15 protein-coding genes and 1 pseudogene are annotated in these 18,583 nt (G+C 63.4%); 9 read left to right on the forward strand and 7 right to left on the reverse strand.

Annotation, left to right across the window (positions count from 1 at the left end):
* Positions 1-135 precede the first annotated feature (135 nt).
* Positions 136-966 (forward strand): NAD-dependent epimerase/dehydratase family protein, encoded by an 831-nt coding sequence (locus ACFQO4_RS01070; RefSeq protein ID WP_500259165.1) that lies wholly within the window; start codon positions 136-138, stop codon positions 964-966.
* Positions 967-1,030: 64 nt separating this feature from the next.
* On the opposite strand, the gene ACFQO4_RS01075 is transcribed toward ACFQO4_RS01070, so the two are convergent.
* From ACFQO4_RS01075 to ACFQO4_RS01095, 5 genes and pseudogenes are all read right to left on the reverse strand, one after another.
* On the reverse strand, positions 1,031-2,029 hold the full coding sequence (locus ACFQO4_RS01075) for a Gfo/Idh/MocA family protein (RefSeq protein ID WP_500259166.1): 999 nt from the start codon (positions 2,027-2,029) through the stop codon (positions 1,031-1,033).
* Positions 2,026-2,988, reverse strand: coding sequence for a Gfo/Idh/MocA family protein (locus ACFQO4_RS01080; protein WP_500259167.1), 963 nt, complete (start codon positions 2,986-2,988; stop codon positions 2,026-2,028). The genes ACFQO4_RS01075 and ACFQO4_RS01080 overlap by 4 nt, the downstream gene beginning before the upstream one ends.
* Positions 2,989-3,299: 311 nt before the next feature.
* Complete coding sequence (locus ACFQO4_RS01085; protein ID WP_500259168.1) at positions 3,300-4,073, reverse strand: AAC(3) family N-acetyltransferase; 774 nt, start codon at positions 4,071-4,073, stop codon at positions 3,300-3,302.
* Between the two features lie 439 nt (positions 4,074-4,512).
* Positions 4,513-5,265: pseudogene (locus ACFQO4_RS01090) on the reverse strand (fumarylacetoacetate hydrolase family protein).
* A gap of 156 nt (positions 5,266-5,421) precedes the next feature.
* Entirely contained in the window at positions 5,422-6,894 is a 1,473-nt protein-coding gene (locus ACFQO4_RS01095; protein WP_500259169.1) for an amidase, read from the reverse strand.
* 105 nt (positions 6,895-6,999) lie between these two features.
* On the opposite strand from ACFQO4_RS01095, the gene ACFQO4_RS01100 reads away from it, so the two are divergent.
* The 5 genes from ACFQO4_RS01100 to ACFQO4_RS01120 all read left to right on the forward strand — a co-directional run bounded on the left by ACFQO4_RS01100 (position 7,000) and on the right by ACFQO4_RS01120 (position 11,980).
* On the forward strand, positions 7,000-7,776 hold the full coding sequence (locus tag ACFQO4_RS01100) for an HpcH/HpaI aldolase family protein (protein WP_500259170.1): 777 nt from the start codon (positions 7,000-7,002) through the stop codon (positions 7,774-7,776).
* A 277-nt stretch (positions 7,777-8,053) separates the two neighbouring features.
* Positions 8,054-8,230 (forward strand): hypothetical protein, encoded by a 177-nt coding sequence (locus ACFQO4_RS01105; protein ID WP_500259171.1) that lies wholly within the window; start codon positions 8,054-8,056, stop codon positions 8,228-8,230.
* Entirely contained in the window at positions 8,227-9,294 is a 1,068-nt protein-coding gene (locus tag ACFQO4_RS01110; protein WP_500259172.1) for a Gfo/Idh/MocA family protein, read from the forward strand. Before ACFQO4_RS01105 ends, ACFQO4_RS01110 begins: the two co-directional genes overlap by 4 nt.
* 240 nt (positions 9,295-9,534) lie before the next feature.
* Positions 9,535-10,824, forward strand: coding sequence for a DegT/DnrJ/EryC1/StrS family aminotransferase (locus ACFQO4_RS01115; protein WP_500259173.1), 1,290 nt, complete (start codon positions 9,535-9,537; stop codon positions 10,822-10,824).
* Between the two features lie 109 nt (positions 10,825-10,933).
* The gene (locus tag ACFQO4_RS01120; protein WP_500259174.1) at positions 10,934-11,980 is read left to right on the forward strand and encodes an NAD-dependent epimerase/dehydratase family protein; all 1,047 of its coding nucleotides are present in this window, start codon (positions 10,934-10,936) and stop codon (positions 11,978-11,980) included.
* Positions 11,981-12,065: 85 nt separating this feature from the next.
* Here ACFQO4_RS01120 and ACFQO4_RS01125 read toward each other — a convergent pair whose 3' ends face one another.
* The gene (locus ACFQO4_RS01125) at positions 12,066-13,514 is read right to left on the reverse strand and encodes a hypothetical protein (RefSeq protein ID WP_500259175.1); all 1,449 of its coding nucleotides are present in this window, start codon (positions 13,512-13,514) and stop codon (positions 12,066-12,068) included.
* 380 nt (positions 13,515-13,894) lie between these two features.
* Between ACFQO4_RS01125 and ACFQO4_RS01130 the strand changes: the two genes are divergently transcribed.
* A complete protein-coding gene (locus tag ACFQO4_RS01130; RefSeq protein ID WP_500259176.1) occupies positions 13,895-15,883 on the forward strand; it encodes a hypothetical protein in 1,989 nt (662 codons plus the stop codon).
* A 59-nt stretch (positions 15,884-15,942) separates the two neighbouring features.
* Here the strand turns inward: ACFQO4_RS01130 and ACFQO4_RS01135 are convergent, their stop codons facing one another.
* Positions 15,943-16,065 carry a hypothetical protein gene (locus ACFQO4_RS01135; protein ID WP_500259177.1) on the reverse strand — a complete coding sequence of 41 codons (123 nt, stop codon included), beginning with the start codon at positions 16,063-16,065 and terminating at the stop codon, positions 15,943-15,945.
* Positions 16,066-16,392: 327 nt separating this feature from the next.
* On the opposite strand from ACFQO4_RS01135, the gene ACFQO4_RS01140 reads away from it, so the two are divergent.
* Complete coding sequence (locus ACFQO4_RS01140) at positions 16,393-17,154, forward strand: IclR family transcriptional regulator (protein ID WP_500259178.1); 762 nt, start codon at positions 16,393-16,395, stop codon at positions 17,152-17,154.
* A 333-nt stretch (positions 17,155-17,487) separates the two neighbouring features.
* The gene (locus ACFQO4_RS01145) at positions 17,488-18,375 is read left to right on the forward strand and encodes a GNAT family N-acetyltransferase (RefSeq protein WP_500259179.1); all 888 of its coding nucleotides are present in this window, start codon (positions 17,488-17,490) and stop codon (positions 18,373-18,375) included.
* The last annotated feature ends 208 nt before the right edge of the window (positions 18,376-18,583 follow it).

Below are 18,583 nucleotides of genomic sequence, written 5' to 3' on the forward strand. Positions count from 1 at the left end.
CGGTGACTCGAGTATCGTTTGGAAAACACCCGGATGGCGATTTTCTGTGAGTGCTCGATCGAGGAGCGGTGAACCAGAACGGGGAACGCGAGTCCGAAGCCTCACCGTTATATCGACGCTCGTACATTGGCGTACATGGACGTGCTGATCACCGGGGCGAACGGAATTGTCGGAACCGCGATCGTCGAGGCGCTCGGCGGTCGCGACGAGTACTCGTTCACGGAACTCGACATCGAGTCGCATCCGAATCGGGAGACCGTCGTCGCGGACGTCGCCGACTACGAGCAGATTCGGCCCGCCTTCGAGGGCATCGACGCCGTCGTCCACATGGCCGTCTACGCACCGGGATTCGTCGACGAGTCCTGGGAGGACATCCTCCGAGTCAACGTCCGCGGGACGAGAAACGTCCTCCGGGCGGCGGCAGAGGCCGAAGTCGAATCGGTGATTTTCGGCTCGACGAACCACGTCGTCGGACTGTACGAGCGGGAGTTCTCGCCAGACCTCTACGAACCCGAATTCGACCTGACCGTCGATCACCGGTCTCCCGTTCGCCCGGACTCGACTTACGGCGTTTCGAAGCTCTTCGGCGAGCACGACGCGCGTTTTTTCGTCGAGACGAAAGCGTACCCGAAGCAGTGCTACGCGCTCCGAATAGCCAGCGTCAGGCCGGCTGGGGAGGACCACCCCTACGCCGCCGCGGAGCGTGGCGTCGACGACGGGCGCTGGGAACGCGACAGCGAGGCGTACGATCGACAGGTCGCCCGCCTCAAAGCGACGTGGTTCTCCCGCCGGGACTGTGGGCACATGATCGATCGAATGCTCCAGGACGACGGCGTCGAATTCGACGTCTTCTACGGCGTCAGCGACAACGATCGGCGCTGGTTCGACATCGACCACGCCCGCGAGGTACTAGACTACGCACCTCGAGATAACGGGGAGGAGTGGAACGGTCCGCCGAGCGCGTGACCAGGGAGAGGCAGAATCACCGGCACGAGATCGGGGATCGCCTGGATCCCGACGGATTCGTGGGTCAGTCGAACGCGACCTCGACCGGCTCGCCCGTCTCGGCTGACTCGTAAGCCGCTTCGACGACGGCGACAGCCAGCAGGCCGTCGTCCGGGGTGATCTCCGGCTCTCGATCTGCCCGAACACTGCTCACGAAGTCATCGATGAGGCCCGCGTTCGCGTTCGTGCCGTAGAACGCCGTGTGAACGCCCGCGTTCGAACCGGACTCGACGGTGTGGACGAGCGACTGATCCGTGTAGTCGATGCCGACCGTGGCGTCGGTGCCGGTCAATTCGAGGGTCGCGTCGCCCCACGTGTGCCAGGCGTCCGGCTTGCTCCACGACCCGTCGAGGAAAAACGGCGTTCCGTCCGCCAGTTCCATCGAGAGGACGTTAACGTCGTCGACCGGGATGTCGTGAAATCGCGTGTCGACCTCGGCGTACACCTCCGCGACCGCCTGGCCCGTGAGGTGATAGACGAGGTCGACGATGTGAACCGAGTGGTCCATCACGGCACCGCCGCCAGCGGCCTCGGGATCGACGAACCAGCCCCCGGGCATCTGCCCGCGGTTCGTTCCGGAGATGGCGAGGAGATCGCCGACATCGCCAGCGTCGAGGGTCTCTTTCGCCCGCTGGGCCGGGCCGCAAAACCGAAGCGGCATGGTGATACCGGCGCGGATTCCCGACTCTTGCCAGACGTCGACGATCGCCCGTGCGTCGTCGAGGGTCGGCGCGAGCGGCTTCTCACAGAGGACGTGGACGCCGGCGGCGGCCGCCCGTTCGAACCACTCGCGGTGGTCGGCGTTTGGCGCACAGATCACCGCGGCGTCGATTCGCTCGAGGAGTGCGTCGGCCTCGGCGACGTACTCGGTGCCGTGGCGTTCGGCCGTCTCCTGGCCGCGGTCTGAATCCCTGTCCGTGACGCCGACGAAGTCGACGTTCTCGCGGTCGGCGAGTTCACTGGCGTAGGCGTCCGTGTGGACGTGGGCGGTCGACAGGATTCCCATCGCGATGGGGTCGCTCATTTCGCCACCTCCTCGGGCGCGACGGGGACACCGCGGTCGGCCGAGCGCTCAGCGGCGAGTGCGAGGCGAAGCGCTTCGATCCCCTCCGAAGCGCCGACCTCGGGTTCCGAACCGTCGTCGAGACAGGAGACGAAGTGCTCGAGTTCCCGACGATAGCCGTTCCTCGCGAGCGGACTCTCGACGGTCGCATCGCCGTCGGTCCACTCGGCGTAGGCCGACTCCTCGGCGCTCGAGAACTCGACCAGGCCGTCGTCGCCGGCGAATTCGAGTTCGACGGTAAACGGCCGCGAGTCGGGTTGTGCCCACGAGGACTCGACGTAGCCGACCGCGCCGCTCTCGAAGCGAAGGGTGACGAAACCGTGTTCGGATTCGTCGTCGCAGTGGCGGCGGGCGAACACCCGCTCGACGTCGCCCCAGCACCACCGGAGGTAGTCGAGGTCGTGGATCGCCAGGTCGACGAAGATGCCGCCGCTCTTCTCGCGGTCGGCGAACCAGTTATCAGAGCCCCAGTCCGGGAACGGCGAGAGTCGCCGAGCGCGAGCGACGCCCTCGTTTCCGATCTCGAGGTCGCGAGCGTTTCGGTAGTTCGGGAAGAAGCGGGCGACGTGGCCGACCATGAACGTCAACTCGGCGTCGGCGACGATCTCGTCGATCTCGTGTGCCTCCGAGAGCGTGCTGGCGATCGGTTTCTCGAGGAAGACGTCGACGCCGGCGGCGGCGGCCGTCCGAACCAGTTCCAGGTGGGTGTGTGTCGGGGTACAGATGTCGACGTAATCTGGGTTCGTCTCCTCGAGCATCGTCGCGACGTCGGCGTAGGTCTCGGCCTCGAAGCCGAACTCCGCGACGAACTCGTCAGGCCCGCTCGGCGAGGCGACGCCGACGACCTCGACGTCCATATGGAAGTACTCCGCTGCGTGGGTTCGAGCCATGAATCCCGCCCCCGCGATACAAACTCTCATACTGAGCACTGACACGCCAGAGCACTAATAAGCGTTTCGTGGGACGAGTCGAAGCAGGGGCGAACCGGGGAGCGAGACACTGGATCGATCGAACTCGGCAGCCAACCCGTTTCGAGACTGTCGAAAGAGGTACGCGGAACTGTGGTCTACGCCTCGTCTTCGCTCGAGGCGGTCGACGGTCGAAAACCCGAACCTGCGACGGCGCCCTCGTGAACGGCGTTTCGAATGACAAAACAGAACCTTGGTGTGTGTTCACACAGCTATCCGGCGAACGTGACCCCAGCTTCCAGGGTGGACTGGTGACGTCCCAGTCACTGCCAGTCAGCGATGCGGCGGCGCGCGTACGCACACCGTTCACAGTCGGGAACGTCACAGAGGAGGAGCCCTGGCTGCTCCTCGAGTACCTCTACCACCAGCGAGAGGAGCCTCGGCCCGTCGACGAGGCGCGCGGTTGCGTCGCCCACGCGTCCCTCCCGCTCGAGGCCGAGGCGAGTCGCGATACTCCCGACGACGTCGAATCCGCGGGAGCAATGTACCTGGTTCACCTCGACGGTTTCGGCCGATCCGTCCTCCCCTCGTATCGTCGTCTCGGCGAGCTGGTCGCGGTAGGGCAGGTTGGCCAGTCGCTCGGCAACGTGGAGCGCCGAGTTCGTCGTGTGGTCGACGCCGAGGAGGAGTATCTGTCCGTCTCTATCATCGATTAGCCGGTGGATCGGACTGCCAGGGCCGATCGAATTTCGGAGTTCGTGGTCGGCGACCGCCGACTCGGCGTCCGGCCCGATTGCGGCGACGGACTTCGTCGGATGCGCGCTCCGGACCGCTTCCGGTCGATTCCTGCACGCCTCGGTGATCGCTCCGACGGTCGAGAGGGACGTCTCCGGATCGTACGCCCGATCGTACCTGGTGAACGTCGGCATCAGCACGGTCCCGTCGCCTACGGTATCACAGAGTGCGTCGACGACCGTTCGTGCGCCACCGTCGACCCAGCCCAGACTGCTCAGGGAACTGTGAACGATCACGCTGTCGCCGGCCTCGAGGCCGAGGCCACGGAATCCACCACGAAGTTCCTCTCGGGTGAGACTCATACCCCGTTCCTCTCCGGATTCGGGCATAACTGTTGCGACCGATCGATGCTCACTGGGCAGGACAGCCGGAATTGTTTTGCTATTCGAAACGAGTGTGGCCATCGGTTCGAGGGCGTGTCGTCTACCTACGTGAACCGCTCATTGTCGCAGACTGCGAGTCTATCGCCACGTCTGAGTGAAGACAGACCACTCGAGACCCCTCCTCTGGAATTACATACCTATGTCTGTAACATAATGGTGGCAGGGGCCGATTGCCCCACTGTAGAACGCGGACGTACCACGCCAACAAGTCACAGGGGGTTTGGTGTTTTCAAACGCCCAATTCGGCCGAATACGCGTGTAGACGGTCAATTACCGGATCCTCGAGCAACGCCGAGGGCCACGGTACCAAGAAACACGTTTTGTAATTCGAAACGTGACTCGACTGCTGCGCTTCGAGTCACCCGCGATCGATTCGAACCGCGTGTTCAAGCGTCCCGATCCCCTCGATTTCGATCTCGACACGGTCGCCGTCGGAAAGTGGTGCGACACCGGTGGCGCTCCCCGTCGCGATTACGTCGCCTGGTTCGAGCGTGAGATACGACGTAATCTCCTCGATCACTGCCGCCTCCGAGAACACGCAGTTCGATCGGTTCGTCCGTTGTTTCACCTCACCATCGACACGCAGTTCCATGGTTGCATCGTCCGGCACGTCCTCCGGCTTCGCGAGAACGGGACCGATCGGTGTGGCGTCGTCGATTGCCTTCGCGCGAACGAGGTTCGCCGGATCGTAGCGGCTTTCCGGCGGCGAGAGGTCCGTAATCTCGTTGAGACACGTGAAGCCGGCGACGACGTTCATCGCCTCGTCGCGAGAGACGTTTCGACACTGCTCGCTGATGACAACCCCAAGTTCCAGTTCGAAACAGTACTCTCCCTCGCCGTCGAACGTCGAGACGCCACCGTGACCGACTAGCGTGTTCGGCGGTTTGACGAACAACAGCAGGTCTCCCGGCGTCCTGGGCGGTTATTCGTCCTTCTCGAGGACGTTCGATTCGTAGTTCGGCCCGACACCGATCACCTTCGTCGGTTCCGTCGGCGGGAGTATTTCGACCTCGGTGGGGTCGTAGCTCCGGGTCGCAGTTTCGATCCCCTCCTCGGTCCAGTTGCCGGTCGCGACTCGTCCGGCAGCGTCGATGAACCTCGTCTTTCGCATCGCCTCAGTCGAGGCTCGAGAGAGCGATAAAGGTACTGGAACGGGGGACGATTGGTCGCGGCGCGCAGGTTCGCTTCGTCTCAGTTTCCGTCCGACGGTCGCGTCCATACTCTCGCACTCGATGGTGACTCACGCCCCATCAACTACCGTGCCCGATCAAATCGTTGGCAATGGAACCCGTACCCGTCGATCGTCGATCCGTTCGAACGCGGCACCCGCCGCGAGGACGGTATCGTCGCCGAAGCGTCGGCCTGCAATCTGGAGGCCGACCGGGAGCCCCCCGTCGGTGAGGCCGGCCGGAACCGACGCCGCGGGGTGACCGGTGAAGTTGTAGGGCAGCGTCAGGTGCCACCCGCCCGAGGGGATCGGTTCGCCGTCGATCGAGCTGGGGCCGTCGGTCGTCTTGTCGAAGGCCGGGACGCCGACCGTCGGCGAGAGCAACAGGTCGTACTCCGCAAAGACGTCCTGGAGCCCATCGAGGACGTTCGTCCGGGCAACGTCGACGAGTTTGTAGTCGATCGCCGGATACTCCCGTCCGCGTTCGATCGTGTCGATACTGTACTGGGACAGTTCGTCTCGATGGTCCTCGTAGAGATCGATTCCGTGTTCGCGCTTTACGTGGATATTGTGCAGGGCGTGGCCAACAGCCGACCACCCGGTGTACATCGTCTCCAGAATCTCCTCGTGGGAGCGCCCGTAATCGACGTCGACCCGTTCGATCATGGCGTCGGTGGCCGCTTCGAGCGCGTCGACGGCGTCGTCGACGGCGGCGCGCACCTCGTTCGCGACCGGAAAGACGCCGAGGTCGGGACTGTACCCGATCCGGAGGTCGCCGATCGCCTCAGTCACCGGGTCGGTTACCGCGTCGACGTACGCCGTCCCGTCATCGGGGAGGCTGAACGGATCCCGCGGATGCGGCCCGGCCAGCACGGACAGCATCAGCGCAGCGTCCTCGGCGGTCCGAGTGATCGGTCCGGCACAACACGTGGGCGAGTGATGGGAGAACGCGTCCGGTCGACTCGCGATCGGAACGCGGCCGTAGGACGGTTTCATCCCGAAGACGCCACAGAACGAGGCTGGAATGCGAACCGAACCGCCCGCGTCGGTTCCGTGGGCCAGCGGAACCAGTCCGTCGGCGACCGCCGCGGCACTCCCGCCCGAGGAGCCGCCGGCGGTTCGATCGAGGTCGAACGGCGTGGGCGTCGGACCGCGAAGCCGGTTGTCCGTCGTTCCGCTGCGCCCGAATTCCGGCGTGTTGGTCTTGCCGATTACGATCGCACCGGCAGCCTGCAACCGTTCGGCGACGATCGAATCTTCGCTCGGAACGTTGTCTTCGAACACGCGCGACCCGTACGTCGTCCGAACGCCGGCGACGTCGTAGAGGTCCTTGATCGCGACCGGAACCCCGTGGAGCGGACCGAGCGGATCTCCATCGTCGATCGATCGCTGGGCGGCTCGCGCCTGCTCCCGGGCACGGTCGTCACAGACGGTGAGGAACGCGTTGATCGTATCGTTTCGCTCGTCGATTCGCTCGAGGTGGGCCTCGACGACGTCGATTGGCGACAGGTCGCCTCGTCGAATTGAATCCGCTAGGTCGGTCGCCGAACGACTACAGAGATCAGCTGTCATCGATACCTCGAGCCACGAATCCCGGTACGATAAGCGCTTGCGTTCGTCGGGGGCGGCGACGGCCGAAGAAACACTTACTACGGTGGTTCGTCTCGTAACGGGTGGATGGATCATACGAACAGCATACGCCAGGAAATCGAATCAGGGGGCGTCGTTCTCGGCGCGGAAACTGCGACGTTCTCGCCGTCGGTCGTCGAAGTCTACGGCGACGTCGGCCTCGACTTCGTGTGGCTCGACTTCGAGCACGCGGGTCCGAGCCCGTACGATAGCACCGTTCTCGAGAACCTCACCCGTGCGGCTGAGCTCGCGGGGATCGAACTGCTCGTCAGACTGCCGACCGGCGAGCCGCCGTTGATCCGGAAGGTCCTCGACGCCGGCGTCAGGTCGATCCTGATCCCGCGCGTCGAGACCGCGGAAGCGGTACGGACAGCAGTCGAGGCGACCCGGTATCGGTACGACGGTGGCGTCGGCGACCGCGGCGTCGGCAACAGTCGAAACAGCACCTGGGGGAACTCCGCGCCGAACCAGGTCGAACTCGAGGACGACTCGGTGGCCATCGGCGTAATGATCGAAAACGAGACGGCGATCGAGAACCTCGAGTCGATCCTCGCCGTTCCGGAACTCGACTTCGTCTTCGTCGGTCCCGCGGACCTCTCGGTCTCCCTCGGCGGATCGTGGCTCGATCCGCCGTCGGAGCTCGACGAGCGGATCGATTACGTGGTCGAGACTGCGACAGACGCGGGGATGCCGGTCGGCGGGGTCGCGACGACGGTCTCGTCCGCGCAAGCGGCGGTCGACCGCGGCTATCAGGTGCTCCTCGTCGGCGGCGAGCTCAGTTCGGCACGTAGCGTCCTCGGGGAGAAACTGGCGAGTCTCCGTTGAGGTCGCGGGCTCGACAGGAGATACGCCTGGTGTTGTCACCTCCATAGGAATACGCCGGTTATCGTGTCGTCGGCTCTAGAGGTAACCTATCAGCTACCGCGCCGTTACATCGTCGAATCGAGACGGGAGCCAGCGACGATGTCCGACTACCCCTTCAGTCAATGCCGATGTCGATGTGGAATGTACGCACCCACAAATTACATTATACTGAGGTTCATAGCGGAAGGCGGAGAACAATGCAGCCCAGTCGTCAATCTCAATCAGGAGCAGATTCGCCGTGACGTTCGACGTCATCCTGAACGAATACTGCGCGCCCGAACACGGCTTCGATGGTACGGACCGTGACGAGCAGGCTGATCCAGTCACAGCGCCCTCTGCGCTCGTCTCGAGGACGGTGACGTTCGGGACGCTCGAGACGCCCGAGAACCCGGCCGTACCGGAGGGACGCCAGTGACCGATCGAACGATCGGCTACGTCGGTCTCGACCACCATCACGCGGAACCGTACCTCGAGACGCTCGAGACGCTTCCCGCGAGCGTTACGTGCGCCTGTGAACCAGATCCGGACTTCGACGCGTCCACCGTCGCCCCCCTCGACGACGTCCCCGTGTACGACGACCTCGAGCAGCTACTGAGTTCGGAATCGCCGGACGCGGTCTTCCTGACGCTCCCGAATAGGGACACCCCCGGAGCGGTCGAACAGGCTCTCGACGCGGGCGTCGACGTCTTCACGGAAAAGCCGGCCGCCCGAACCGCCGACGAACTCGAGCCGCTCCTCTCCCGCGTCGAAGCAGCCGACGAGACCGTCTGTGTCTCCTATCCCTGGCAATCACACCCGATCACGACCGAACTCGTGGCCCTCGTCGACGAGGGATTCTTCGGCGACATGCGAGCGTTCGACGTTCGATACGTCGCCTCGCAGCTGTCGTTCCGGGACACCGACCACTTCATCTTCGACGAGGACGCCAGTCGCGGCGGCATCCTCCAGTGGCTCGGCATCCACTGGCTTCAGTTACTCACCTTGCTCCTGGAGGAGCCGATCGCCCGCGTCAACGCGTGCATGGTCGACGGAACCGCGGCGGTCGATGTCGAGGACGCGGCGACGTTGCAACTCGAGACGGCCGACGGCGTGCTCGGGACGCTTCACTGTGGCTACTACCTCGGCGAGGACCTCTACGACACGAAGATCGACCTCTACGGGACTCACGGTCGGAGCAGCTGGGACCCGATGGGTCGGAAGTTCGGGTTCGACGAGGAGACGACGCTCGAACTCGACGACGTGAGCGGCGAGTGGGCCAGCACGCCTCACCGGACAATTACCCACGAGTACGACCCGGCGCCGGGCTACGGCGGGTCGTGGGGCAAGGACTTCGTCGAGGAATTCTTCGCAGCCTGCGACGGGGAGCGCGCCCCGCCGGTCACGCTCGAGGACGCGATGGTCGTCCTCCGCGTTCTCGACGCCGCCTACGAGTCCGCGGAGACGGGCGAGTGGGTCGATATCGAAAACGCCGGTAACTGAGAGACACTGGTAACTGAGAGCCGTCCGTTCGCTCGAAGCCCGTCCGAACCGGAATTCGACTCTGGCTCACAAAATTGCCGCTCGAGTGGTGACGTTCGTTGGGACAAAAAGCGTGGCCGCTAGCAGCCTGAAATGCGGCCGCTGGTGTAGAGTGCAGCGACCGTCATCTATATTGTGATCAAAATCACTAGTCACGTGTACCCACATGACGTACCCAACCGAGCGGAGGACGGCAGACCGATGAGTCGGGCCCTCGCGATAAACGGCGGCCCCGAAGCGGTCACCGTCGATGACGACGACGTATTCTCGTGGCCGATCATCACGGACGAAGACGAAGCGGCTGCCCTCGACGTCCTCCGCCGAGGAGCGATGTCCGGTACCGGGATCACGAAACAGTTCGAAGCGGAGTTCGCGGACTGGCAGGGACAGGAGTACGGCCTCGGCTACAGTTCCGGGACGGCGTCGCTCCTGGGGGCGATGTACGGCGTCGGTGTCGGCGTCGGCGACGAAGTCATCGGCCCCAGCGTCACCTACTGGGCGGCCATATTGCCGTGTATGGCGCTGGGCGCGACACCAGTGTTCGCGGATATCGAGCCCGACACCCTGTGTATCGACCCCGAAAGCGTCGAAGAGCGCATCAGCGAGCACACGAAAGCCATCATCGTGGTCCACAACTACGGGCATCCAGCCGACATGGATCCGATCATGGAGATCGCCCGCGAACACGATGTCGCGGTCATCGAGGACGTCTCTCACGCCCACGGCGGAGAGTACAGGGGCCGCAGATTGGGGAGTATCGGCGACGTCGGCGCCATGTCGCTGATGAGTCGGAAGTCCTTCGCCGTGGGCGAGGCCGGAATGCTCGTCACCGATGAACGAGAAATCTACGAACGGGCGGTCGCGTTCAGCCACTACTCGCGACACTCTGAAACCCTCGAGCGAGAGGACCTGGTTCGATTCTCCGGCCTTCCGTTCGGTGGTCACAAACACCGCATGCATCAGATCAGCGCCGCCGTCGGACGCGTCCAGCTGAAACACTACGACGAACGCATGGCGGATATTCAGGACGCGATGAACTACTTCTGGGACTTGCTGGAGGACGTCCCAGGCATCCGCGCCCACCGACCCGACGACGAGGGGAGTAACGCCGGCGGTTGGTACGCACCGAAGGGACTGTACGACCCCGAGGAACTGGGCGGGTTGCCGGTCACCGACTTCGCCGACGCGGTCGCGGCCGAGGGATCCGTTTGCCGCGGTGGGTGTAACTTCGCGCTTCACACGCATCCCCTCCTCAACGAGGCCGACGTCTACGGACACGGGAAACCGACTCGCCTCGCACACGCCCACCGCGACGTCCGCGAAGAAGAAGGCGACCTCCCCGTCGCCGAGGGAATTCAGGAGCGCTGTTTCGCCGTGCCGTGGTTCAAACAGAACCGACCGGCGGTAATAGAGCAACACGCGGACGCCTACCGCAAGGTCGCGGAGAACTACGAAGAGCTGCTGGAAACGGTTTCCCAGGCCGACGACTGATTGGCGGCGGGCCCGATCGAATTCGCCGCCGCACACCGATCAGATAGGCCGTCGGTACCTTTATATCGAATTGCCGTTTCCATTCGAAGGTAACCTGCGATACCCAGCTATGAGCGAAGGAAATACACGCCCCGCTGCAGTCTCGACCGAAGCACAGCTAGATGACCTCCTCTCCGAGCCCTACCCCGAGGACGTCGAATTCGCCCGACAACTCGAGGGCGACGTCATGGTTCTCGGTGCGGGCGGGAAGATGGGGCCGACGCTCATCAGGCGGATCCTGCGTGCGAACGAGGAAGCAAACGCCGACACGACCGTATACGCCGTCTCGCGGTACTCCGACCGCTCCCTCGAGGAGAAAATCCAGTCGTGGGGTGCTGAAACGATCCGGGCAGACCTCCTCGAGGAGGGCGCGCTCGAGTCGCTTCCGGACTGCGAGAACGTCATCTACCTGGTCGGCATGAAGTTCGGCACGACCGGCCAGGAGCCCAAAACCTGGGCGATCAACGCCTACCTTCCAGGACGCGTCGCGAGCCGATTCGAGGACTCGCGGATCACCGCGCTCTCGACTGGCAACGTCTACCCGCCAGTGCCAGTCGACTCCGGTGGATCCGTAGAGACGGACGAGACGGGGCCGGTGGGCGAGTACGCCCAGTCGTGTCTGGGGCGCGAACGCGTCTTCCAGCACTTCTCGAAGGAGAACGGGACGCCCACGTGTCTGCTCCGGCTCAATTACGCCGTCGAACTCCGCTACGGCGTCTTGCTCGACCTCGCGAAGCGAGTCTATGCGGAAGACCCGGTTCCGCTCGAGATGGGCCACGTGAACGTCATCTGGCAGGGCGACGCCAACTCGGCGTGTTTCCGCTCCCTGGAGCTGGCCGATTCCCCCGCGGAGATCCTGAACGTCACCGGGCCGAACGTCCTCTCGGTGCGCGACCTCGCCGAACAGTTCGCCGACGAGTTCGGCTGCGACGTGACGTTCGAAGGCGAGGAGAAGGAGACGGCGTTACTCAACGACGCGAGTCGGAGTCACGAGCTATTCGAAGAACCGAGAATGGCGATCGACGACGTCGTCGAACTCGTCGCCTCGTGGGTCGAACAGGACGGTCCTACCCTCGGCAAACCCACGAAGTTTCACGTCCGAGACGGCGAATTCTGAGAGGGGCCGCCGACAGGGAGGGGATTCCTTCTCGTGGCCGCGGCGATGTTCGATTCCCAGTTCGATCCGCCTCGAGAGCCCGCACCTACTCGTACATCGACTCGATTTCCCACGCCTCGAGCGGCGTGAACCGCGATGGATCGAGTTCGAAACGCCGGCCGAACGGCGCGTCGATTACGCTTCCGAACTGCATGTGACCGTCCGCGACGTCGAGCGCGGCGAATCCATCCTCGTGACGCTCGTAGAGGTCGCCGTGGGCCTCGAGGAGCGTCTCCTGGAGGTCCTCGGGGAGGAAGCTCAGGCCGCGATAGTAGTGGTGGCCGTTGCGTTCGATGTGATCCAGTCCGAGCGTCCCCATCACCGCCAGGTCGTGGAGCAACTCGACCGGACCGATCGTGGTGAGGTCCTCCCCGCTCATGACGTAGTCGCCATCCGTCTCTCGGCGGCGTTTCTCGATGAGACAGGCGTTGACGACGCCCTTGAAGACGCCCTTGCAGTTTTTGTGGCTCGTCCCGGCGTAGCCACACTCGAGGGCGCGACCGGCACTGTCCAACCGGTCGTCGGACTCGTCGATGATGATCGGCGGGCTGTCACTCCACCCTGAGAGGACTTCGCGTGTCTCGTCGGTAAGTGCCTGCTCGCGAGGGAGCGGCTGTTCGACGTAGGCTACGTGATCGACGACGGCAGCGAGGGCCGGATCGTCGGCGTGGCGCTCCCATTGCTCTTTGAAGACGCGGACGCTCTCGTACTGCTCGTTCGCGTCGAGCGTGCAGAGATACGTGTTGTGTGCCCCCTCCTCGAGAACCGCACCGATTTGGGCGAGTCGGTCTGCGTCGCGCGCTTCGTCCGCCGAGAGTTTGATCTTGAAGTGGGTGATTCCGTCGCGCTCGACGTACTCCTCGAGCGCCTGTGGGAGTCCATCCTCGAGCCTGTTCGTTGTGTCGATTTCGTCCCGTCGGAGCGGATCCGCCAGTCCGACGGTGTGTCGAACGGCCGCTTCTCGAGTCGGCTTCTCGGGCAAGTACGCCGTGAGCGATTCGCCCTCGAGTTCGGGGTAGATTCGCCCCGGGTCGACCCCGAAGGCGCCGTTGCGGATTCCGTCCGCGAAGGTGATGTCCTGATGGCGACAGAACGCGTCGATGAGTGCCTGTTCGACCATGCTCACGCCGTAACCCCAGAGCAGCGGCGGGTGCTCGGTGTCGGCGGCCCACTGACGCTGGTGCTCGTAGAGGTCGTGCCAGAGGTCGAAGACGGTCGGTGCGGCCTCGAGATCCTGGACGTGGTCGCAGGCAGCGGTGAACACCTCGAGCAGACGTTCGTTCTGTTCGACCAGCGAGAGGTCGGGGTCCTTGAGAAACCACATCGGGGCGATTCCGACCATCGAGACGCCCGTCGCCCGCTCGCCGTCGACGGCAATCTCGAGGTCGAGGAAGTGGTGAGCGCCCTCTGTCGCGACGACGTTGCCGAAGTGAAACGGCATTCGGGTGTCGTTGTTGCGCACGTACTGGTCGGCACGGAGGACTTCGATTTCCATACCAGGAGCAGTGCCAGGAGAGACATAAGTATGCGTGATTGGGGGCGGCGAGACAGTCGGCGGTATGCTCGAGAACCGAGGCGTGCAGTCCGGAACGTTCGGTCGAGACGACCTGCATGCAACTGAGTCATCGAGGTTACACGGCTGTCGTAGGAGCCACGAAAGACGATTTTGACGCCTTCCATCGACATACGACCGTTTTCCTGAGCATGGATTGAATCGAACGTTCAGAAACCGTTGTCAGTCAATCTAAGTTAAATTTAATTACTACAATGCAGTGGTTGTCATTGGCTATCATGACTGATGCTAGCGAGCGGGGAGAGACAGACGTATCTGACCGTGACGGTACGGTCGGTAGTACATTGAGCCGACGAGCAGCGATGAGCGCACTGGGGGTAGCCGGCCTCGGGTTGGTAAGTGGCCAGGTCGGTGCTCAGGAGCGAAGCCGACAGCCGTGGACCCGATGGGAGGGCGACGTACACGCCGACGGCCACGATTTGCTCGCTCTGGGTGGACTCGAGATGGCGGCGACGGCGGAACGAATTTCGGATTTTGCCGGGCAGAACCTCAGCGTCGACGAGGGGGTGTTGAACGCCGACGTTCCGGAACCGCCGAGTACACTGGTCGACGTGATCGACATCGACGACTACGGTGCAGATCCTACGGGTGAGGAACCGTCGGACGACGCACTCGATGCGGCGATCGACGATCTGAGCGACGGCGACACCCTGGTGATGACCGACGGGGAGTACTGGTTCGACGGCGAACACGAGATCTTCGAGGATTACGTGACGGTTCTCGGCACGGGATCGAAACTGCGGGTCACCGGCGTCGGGTACGGGGCGTACGCGCACTTCATCTCGTTCGGTAACTGGACTGCCGTCAGCGACTTCGGCGGCGATACGGTCAATGCGACTGACGTCAGCGAAGGCGATCAGCGGATCGAGGTCGAGGACGTCTCGCCGTTCAGCGTCGGCGACGACGTCACGATCTCGGAGTCGAAGTACAATAACTCGCCGACGCTTTCCTGGGGCGGCACCGCCGGGCGTGGCACCTGCCCAACGAGGGCCGTCATCCGCGAAATCGACGGTTCGACGCTTTATCTCGACCGCGGCCTGAACTACGATCACGACGCTGGTAACGCCGGCGTGTTCCTGCTGGACTCGGTCGTCGGCGGCCGGTTCGTCGACATGCACCTGACCGATGGCGACGGCGAGGACGAGACCGAGGGCTTCCTGATGTGCGCCTACGCACGCGACTGCAAGTTCATCAACTGCACTGCCGAGAACTACGTCGGGTTCCCGTTCGTCGACATCCACTCGCTCCGAACGGTGATGGTCGACTGCGAGGCGACGAACCCGGTCCTCCCCGAGGGTCGAGCGTCCTCTCACTGGGAACCCTTCCAATTTCGCGGCAGTACGGACCCGACGGTCGTGCGCCCGTCGATCGACACCTGCCGGCGCGGGATCGACATCAACGCCGGGTCGAACGTGGTCAGAATCTTCGACCCGCGGATCAGGAACGCGTACCTCCACGGCATCTGCTTTCACTCGAACGCCACGCAGCAGGTCTACGGCGCCTACGAGGTCTACGGCGGCCGGATCGAAGGCGCCGAGGAGATACTCCACGACAAGTACCACGCCGGATACGGACTCTCGCTGTCGCCCAACCAGAGTCACGTGAAGGCGTTCGGAACGACCGTCGTCGGTCGCCCCGCCGCCGTCAATACCCCCTACGGCCAGGCATCGAACCTCACGCTCGAGGGATGCGAACTCGAGACGTTCGCGGGCACTGGCGCGAACGTAGTAAACGGCAATCTTCGAAACTCGAGGTTCGAATCCGTCTCCATCGTCGGTCGCGGCGGGAACGACGACGTTGCCCTCAACCTCGCCGGAGCGGAGAACGTCTCCGTTTCCGGGGACATTTCGGGGAGTTTCACGGACGACGTGGTCTACGTCGGAGACGCCGAGAACGTGACCCTCGAGGTGAACGTCCTGGACAACGACACTGCCGCCAGCGACGTGACGATCGAACACTCACGGAACGTATCGGTGACCGGTACGCTGCACGGGAGCGGCCGGTCCGTCGCCACGAGCGGCGACGTCTCCGACGTCCGCGTCGTCGACGTCGACGCGAAGGCAGACGCGCCTCCCATCGGCCACCACGGTGCCGACGGCACCGTCTCCAACCTGTGGGTGACGGCCTGTAACACCGTCGGCGGTGCCGACACAGACATCGACTTTGCAGACGAACTGGAGACGGAGATCGAGGGTCTGTGGATCCAGAACAACGTCTGTGGCGACGTGTCGTTCCACGGGAGCGCGAGTGACGAAGACAAGTTCGTGACTGGGAATCTGACCGGCCAGTAGCCGATCCTACCCACTCCGTCTCCTCTTCGATCGAGAAGAGGGCGAACTTGCGATCATCTCTACCTCCGCGAGCCGGTCGCGGACAGTCCGTCGTACGCCGAAACGCCATCCATCTCGAGAGGGATGGTGGCGTCAGTCACGTCACTGGGCGCCAGATTGTACTCGTCTGGCGTTCGTTGCACGATTCTGGGTCGTCAAACGGCTCCCGCGCGGCTACGATAGCCCCCGGTAGTGATCGCGGGCGTTCTGCGACCAAATTGGCGGGCAACGACCTGGTAGTGTCTATTCGAGCGAATGTTCTACCCGGTATTCTCGTTTGGAACGTCGAAAGACGTCTCTTCGATCCAAGCCCGGTACGGACTTCAAATGGATCGGTGGTCGCCCCATGTCATTAAGTAGCATCGGGTTCAGGGAATGCATACTGACAGCAGTTGCTCTCCGGTAGATGTCGTCCGAGTATGTTTAACACAGCCAAACATTTATCTTCCACATACGCCCATTAGCCAGGTATGGCCGAAGCAAAGAATCCGGTTCAGGCGGTCCAGCGTTCCCTCGAAATCGTGGATATGCTCCGGGACACCGGTGGGGCTCGCGTCACGGAGGTCGCCAGGGAGATCGGCGTCTCGAAGGGGACTGCCCACTGCCACCTGGCGACCCTCGAAGAAAGTGGGTACGTCGTCAACGAGAGCGGCGAGTACAAACTGGGATTGCGGTTCATCGACCTCGCCCACTACGCGAAGAACCGCATCGACATCTACGACATCGCGACGACGGAGGTCGACACACTCGCCGAAGAGTCCGGAGAGATGGCGTTATTCACCGTCGAAGAAGACGGCGAAGGAATCTGTCTGTACACGGCCAAGGGCGCAAATGCCGTCCAGACCGAGATCTACGTCGGGTATCGAAACGCCCTCTACCACACCGCTGTCGGGAAGGCGATGCTCGCGTTCATGCCAGCGAACGAGCGCGACCGGCTCATCCAGGACATGGAGTTCGACGCCTTCACCCCGAACACGATCACCGACGAGGAGGCGTTACGCACGGAACTCGAGACGATTCGTGAAAGTGGAATCGCGTACAACCACGGCGAGACGATCCAGGGGCTCGTCGGCGTCGGCGCGCCGATCCGCGACCAGGACGGGACGATCTACGGTGCGATCAGCATCATCGGTCCGGTGCGCCGGATGGACGAGGAACGCCTCGAAACGGAAATACCGGAGATGATTCGGCGGGCAGTCAACATCATCGAGATCAACATTACCTCGCTGTGAACGCGTTTCCGTCTCCGTGAACGCCGTCGGCGAAGGAACACGCCGGCATCAGGGCCACTCGAAACGGCCTCCGTACGTCTCGGACGGGGTCCCGTGCTGATCCGTCGAAACGGGGCCGTACCAGGTCGAAACAGACGAAACGTCGTTCGGGAGACGGTCGGACGCGACAGGAGCGTACCCATTATCGTCTGGATATTACTATCGAGAGCGTGGAATCGTGCGGCATAGCATCCCACTCCGGCCACAAGAGCACTGTCTCCCCACCCTGGCAGAGCACAAACTCTCCGCCGACCGCCAGAGCTATGTTCGCTCTGGAACATCCATTCCCATCGAATGCTCGAGATACGACCACTCACGGCCGACGACCTCGACGACGCGCTGGCCCTCTCGACGCAGGTCGGCTGGAACCAGCTACCCGCCGACTGGGAGCGGCTGCTCACCTGCTGTCCAGCGGGCTGTTTCGCCGGCACCGTCGACGGCGAACTCGTCGCGACGACTACCGTGATTACGTACGGTGCTGACGGCGACGGAGCAGACGTCAGCTGGATCGGGATGGTGCTCGTCGACGAAGCCCACAGGGGCCAGGGGTTCGGCAGTCGAATCTTCGAACACGGACTCGAGTACGCACGCGAGAACGGGGGCGATCTCGTCGGCCTCGACGCGACACACCTCGGAGAACCGATCTACCGAAACTACGGGTTCGAGCGCGTCGAGCCCGTGTTCCGCTGGCAGGGGACCCTTTCCCGGCCCGAAGACGTAGCGAACGACCAGGAACCGGTGTACGGAAGGGAGACCATCGAACGCCTCACCCCTCCAGACGCCGACGCCGTCCTCGAGTTCGATCGCCGTCACGTCGGTGTCGACCGGAGCACGCTACTCGAGGAACTGTTCGCCGAGCCCGAGGTTCGCGGGTTCTACTCGGGAACGTCGTCCGGGGTCGAGGGCTACGCAATCGTTCGACCGGGAAGAACACACTGGCAGATCGGACCGTTCGTGGCGACCGAGCCATCCGTGGTCGATCACCTACTCCGGGCCGTTTCGGCCGACCTCGCTGGCGAGACGGTGATCGTCGATTCACCGGAACGGGGTCCAACCACGACCTCCCTCGAGACGTTCGGCCTCTCTCGCGAGCGAGAACTCGTGCGGATGACGTATCCCGATCGCGAACCGGCACTGGCCGCCGAATCGGTCCACGGATTTCTCGATTTCGCGTTCGGCTGATTCGGTCCTGCTTCGTCTCACGAAATGGGCTGTTAGCGATCTCATTGCGTCTAGTCGATAATTGATATCGAGTGGCCGTTTTGGACGGGAAAGCCACGGCCGTTACGAACTCGGTCGAGTCATCCTCGCTCCTGGTTCTCGGTGAGCGACGAGCGACCGAACCGCGAATCACAGTCACGAGCGTGTAAGTATCTGCGTCACGGTCGGG

It is taken from the genome of Saliphagus sp. GCM10025334 (genome assembly GCF_042663485.1).
Lineage (GTDB): Archaea > Halobacteriota > Halobacteria > Halobacteriales > Natrialbaceae > Natronosalvus.

Excerpts from the sequence above, each read along its gene's own strand:
- ACFQO4_RS01070 (WP_500259165.1), top strand. The coding sequence starts at position 136 with ATGGACGTGCTGATCACCGGGGCGAACGGAATTGTCGGAACCGCGATC.
- ACFQO4_RS01075 (WP_500259166.1), bottom strand. The coding sequence starts at position 2,029 with ATGAGCGACCCCATCGCGATGGGAATCCTGTCGACCGCCCACGTCCAC.
- ACFQO4_RS01080 (WP_500259167.1), bottom strand. The coding sequence starts at position 2,988 with ATGAGAGTTTGTATCGCGGGGGCGGGATTCATGGCTCGAACCCACGCA.
- ACFQO4_RS01085 (WP_500259168.1), bottom strand. The coding sequence starts at position 4,073 with ATGAGTCTCACCCGAGAGGAACTTCGTGGTGGATTCCGTGGCCTCGGC.
- ACFQO4_RS01095 (WP_500259169.1), bottom strand. The coding sequence starts at position 6,894 with ATGACAGCTGATCTCTGTAGTCGTTCGGCGACCGACCTAGCGGATTCA.
- ACFQO4_RS01100 (WP_500259170.1), top strand. The coding sequence starts at position 7,000 with ATGGATCATACGAACAGCATACGCCAGGAAATCGAATCAGGGGGCGTC.
- ACFQO4_RS01115 (WP_500259173.1), top strand. The coding sequence starts at position 9,535 with ATGAGTCGGGCCCTCGCGATAAACGGCGGCCCCGAAGCGGTCACCGTC.
- ACFQO4_RS01120 (WP_500259174.1), top strand. The coding sequence starts at position 10,934 with ATGAGCGAAGGAAATACACGCCCCGCTGCAGTCTCGACCGAAGCACAG.
- ACFQO4_RS01125 (WP_500259175.1), bottom strand. The coding sequence starts at position 13,514 with ATGGAAATCGAAGTCCTCCGTGCCGACCAGTACGTGCGCAACAACGAC.
- ACFQO4_RS01130 (WP_500259176.1), top strand. The coding sequence starts at position 13,895 with ATGAGCGCACTGGGGGTAGCCGGCCTCGGGTTGGTAAGTGGCCAGGTC.
- ACFQO4_RS01140 (WP_500259178.1), top strand. The coding sequence starts at position 16,393 with ATGGCCGAAGCAAAGAATCCGGTTCAGGCGGTCCAGCGTTCCCTCGAA.
- ACFQO4_RS01145 (WP_500259179.1), top strand. The coding sequence starts at position 17,488 with ATGCTCGAGATACGACCACTCACGGCCGACGACCTCGACGACGCGCTG.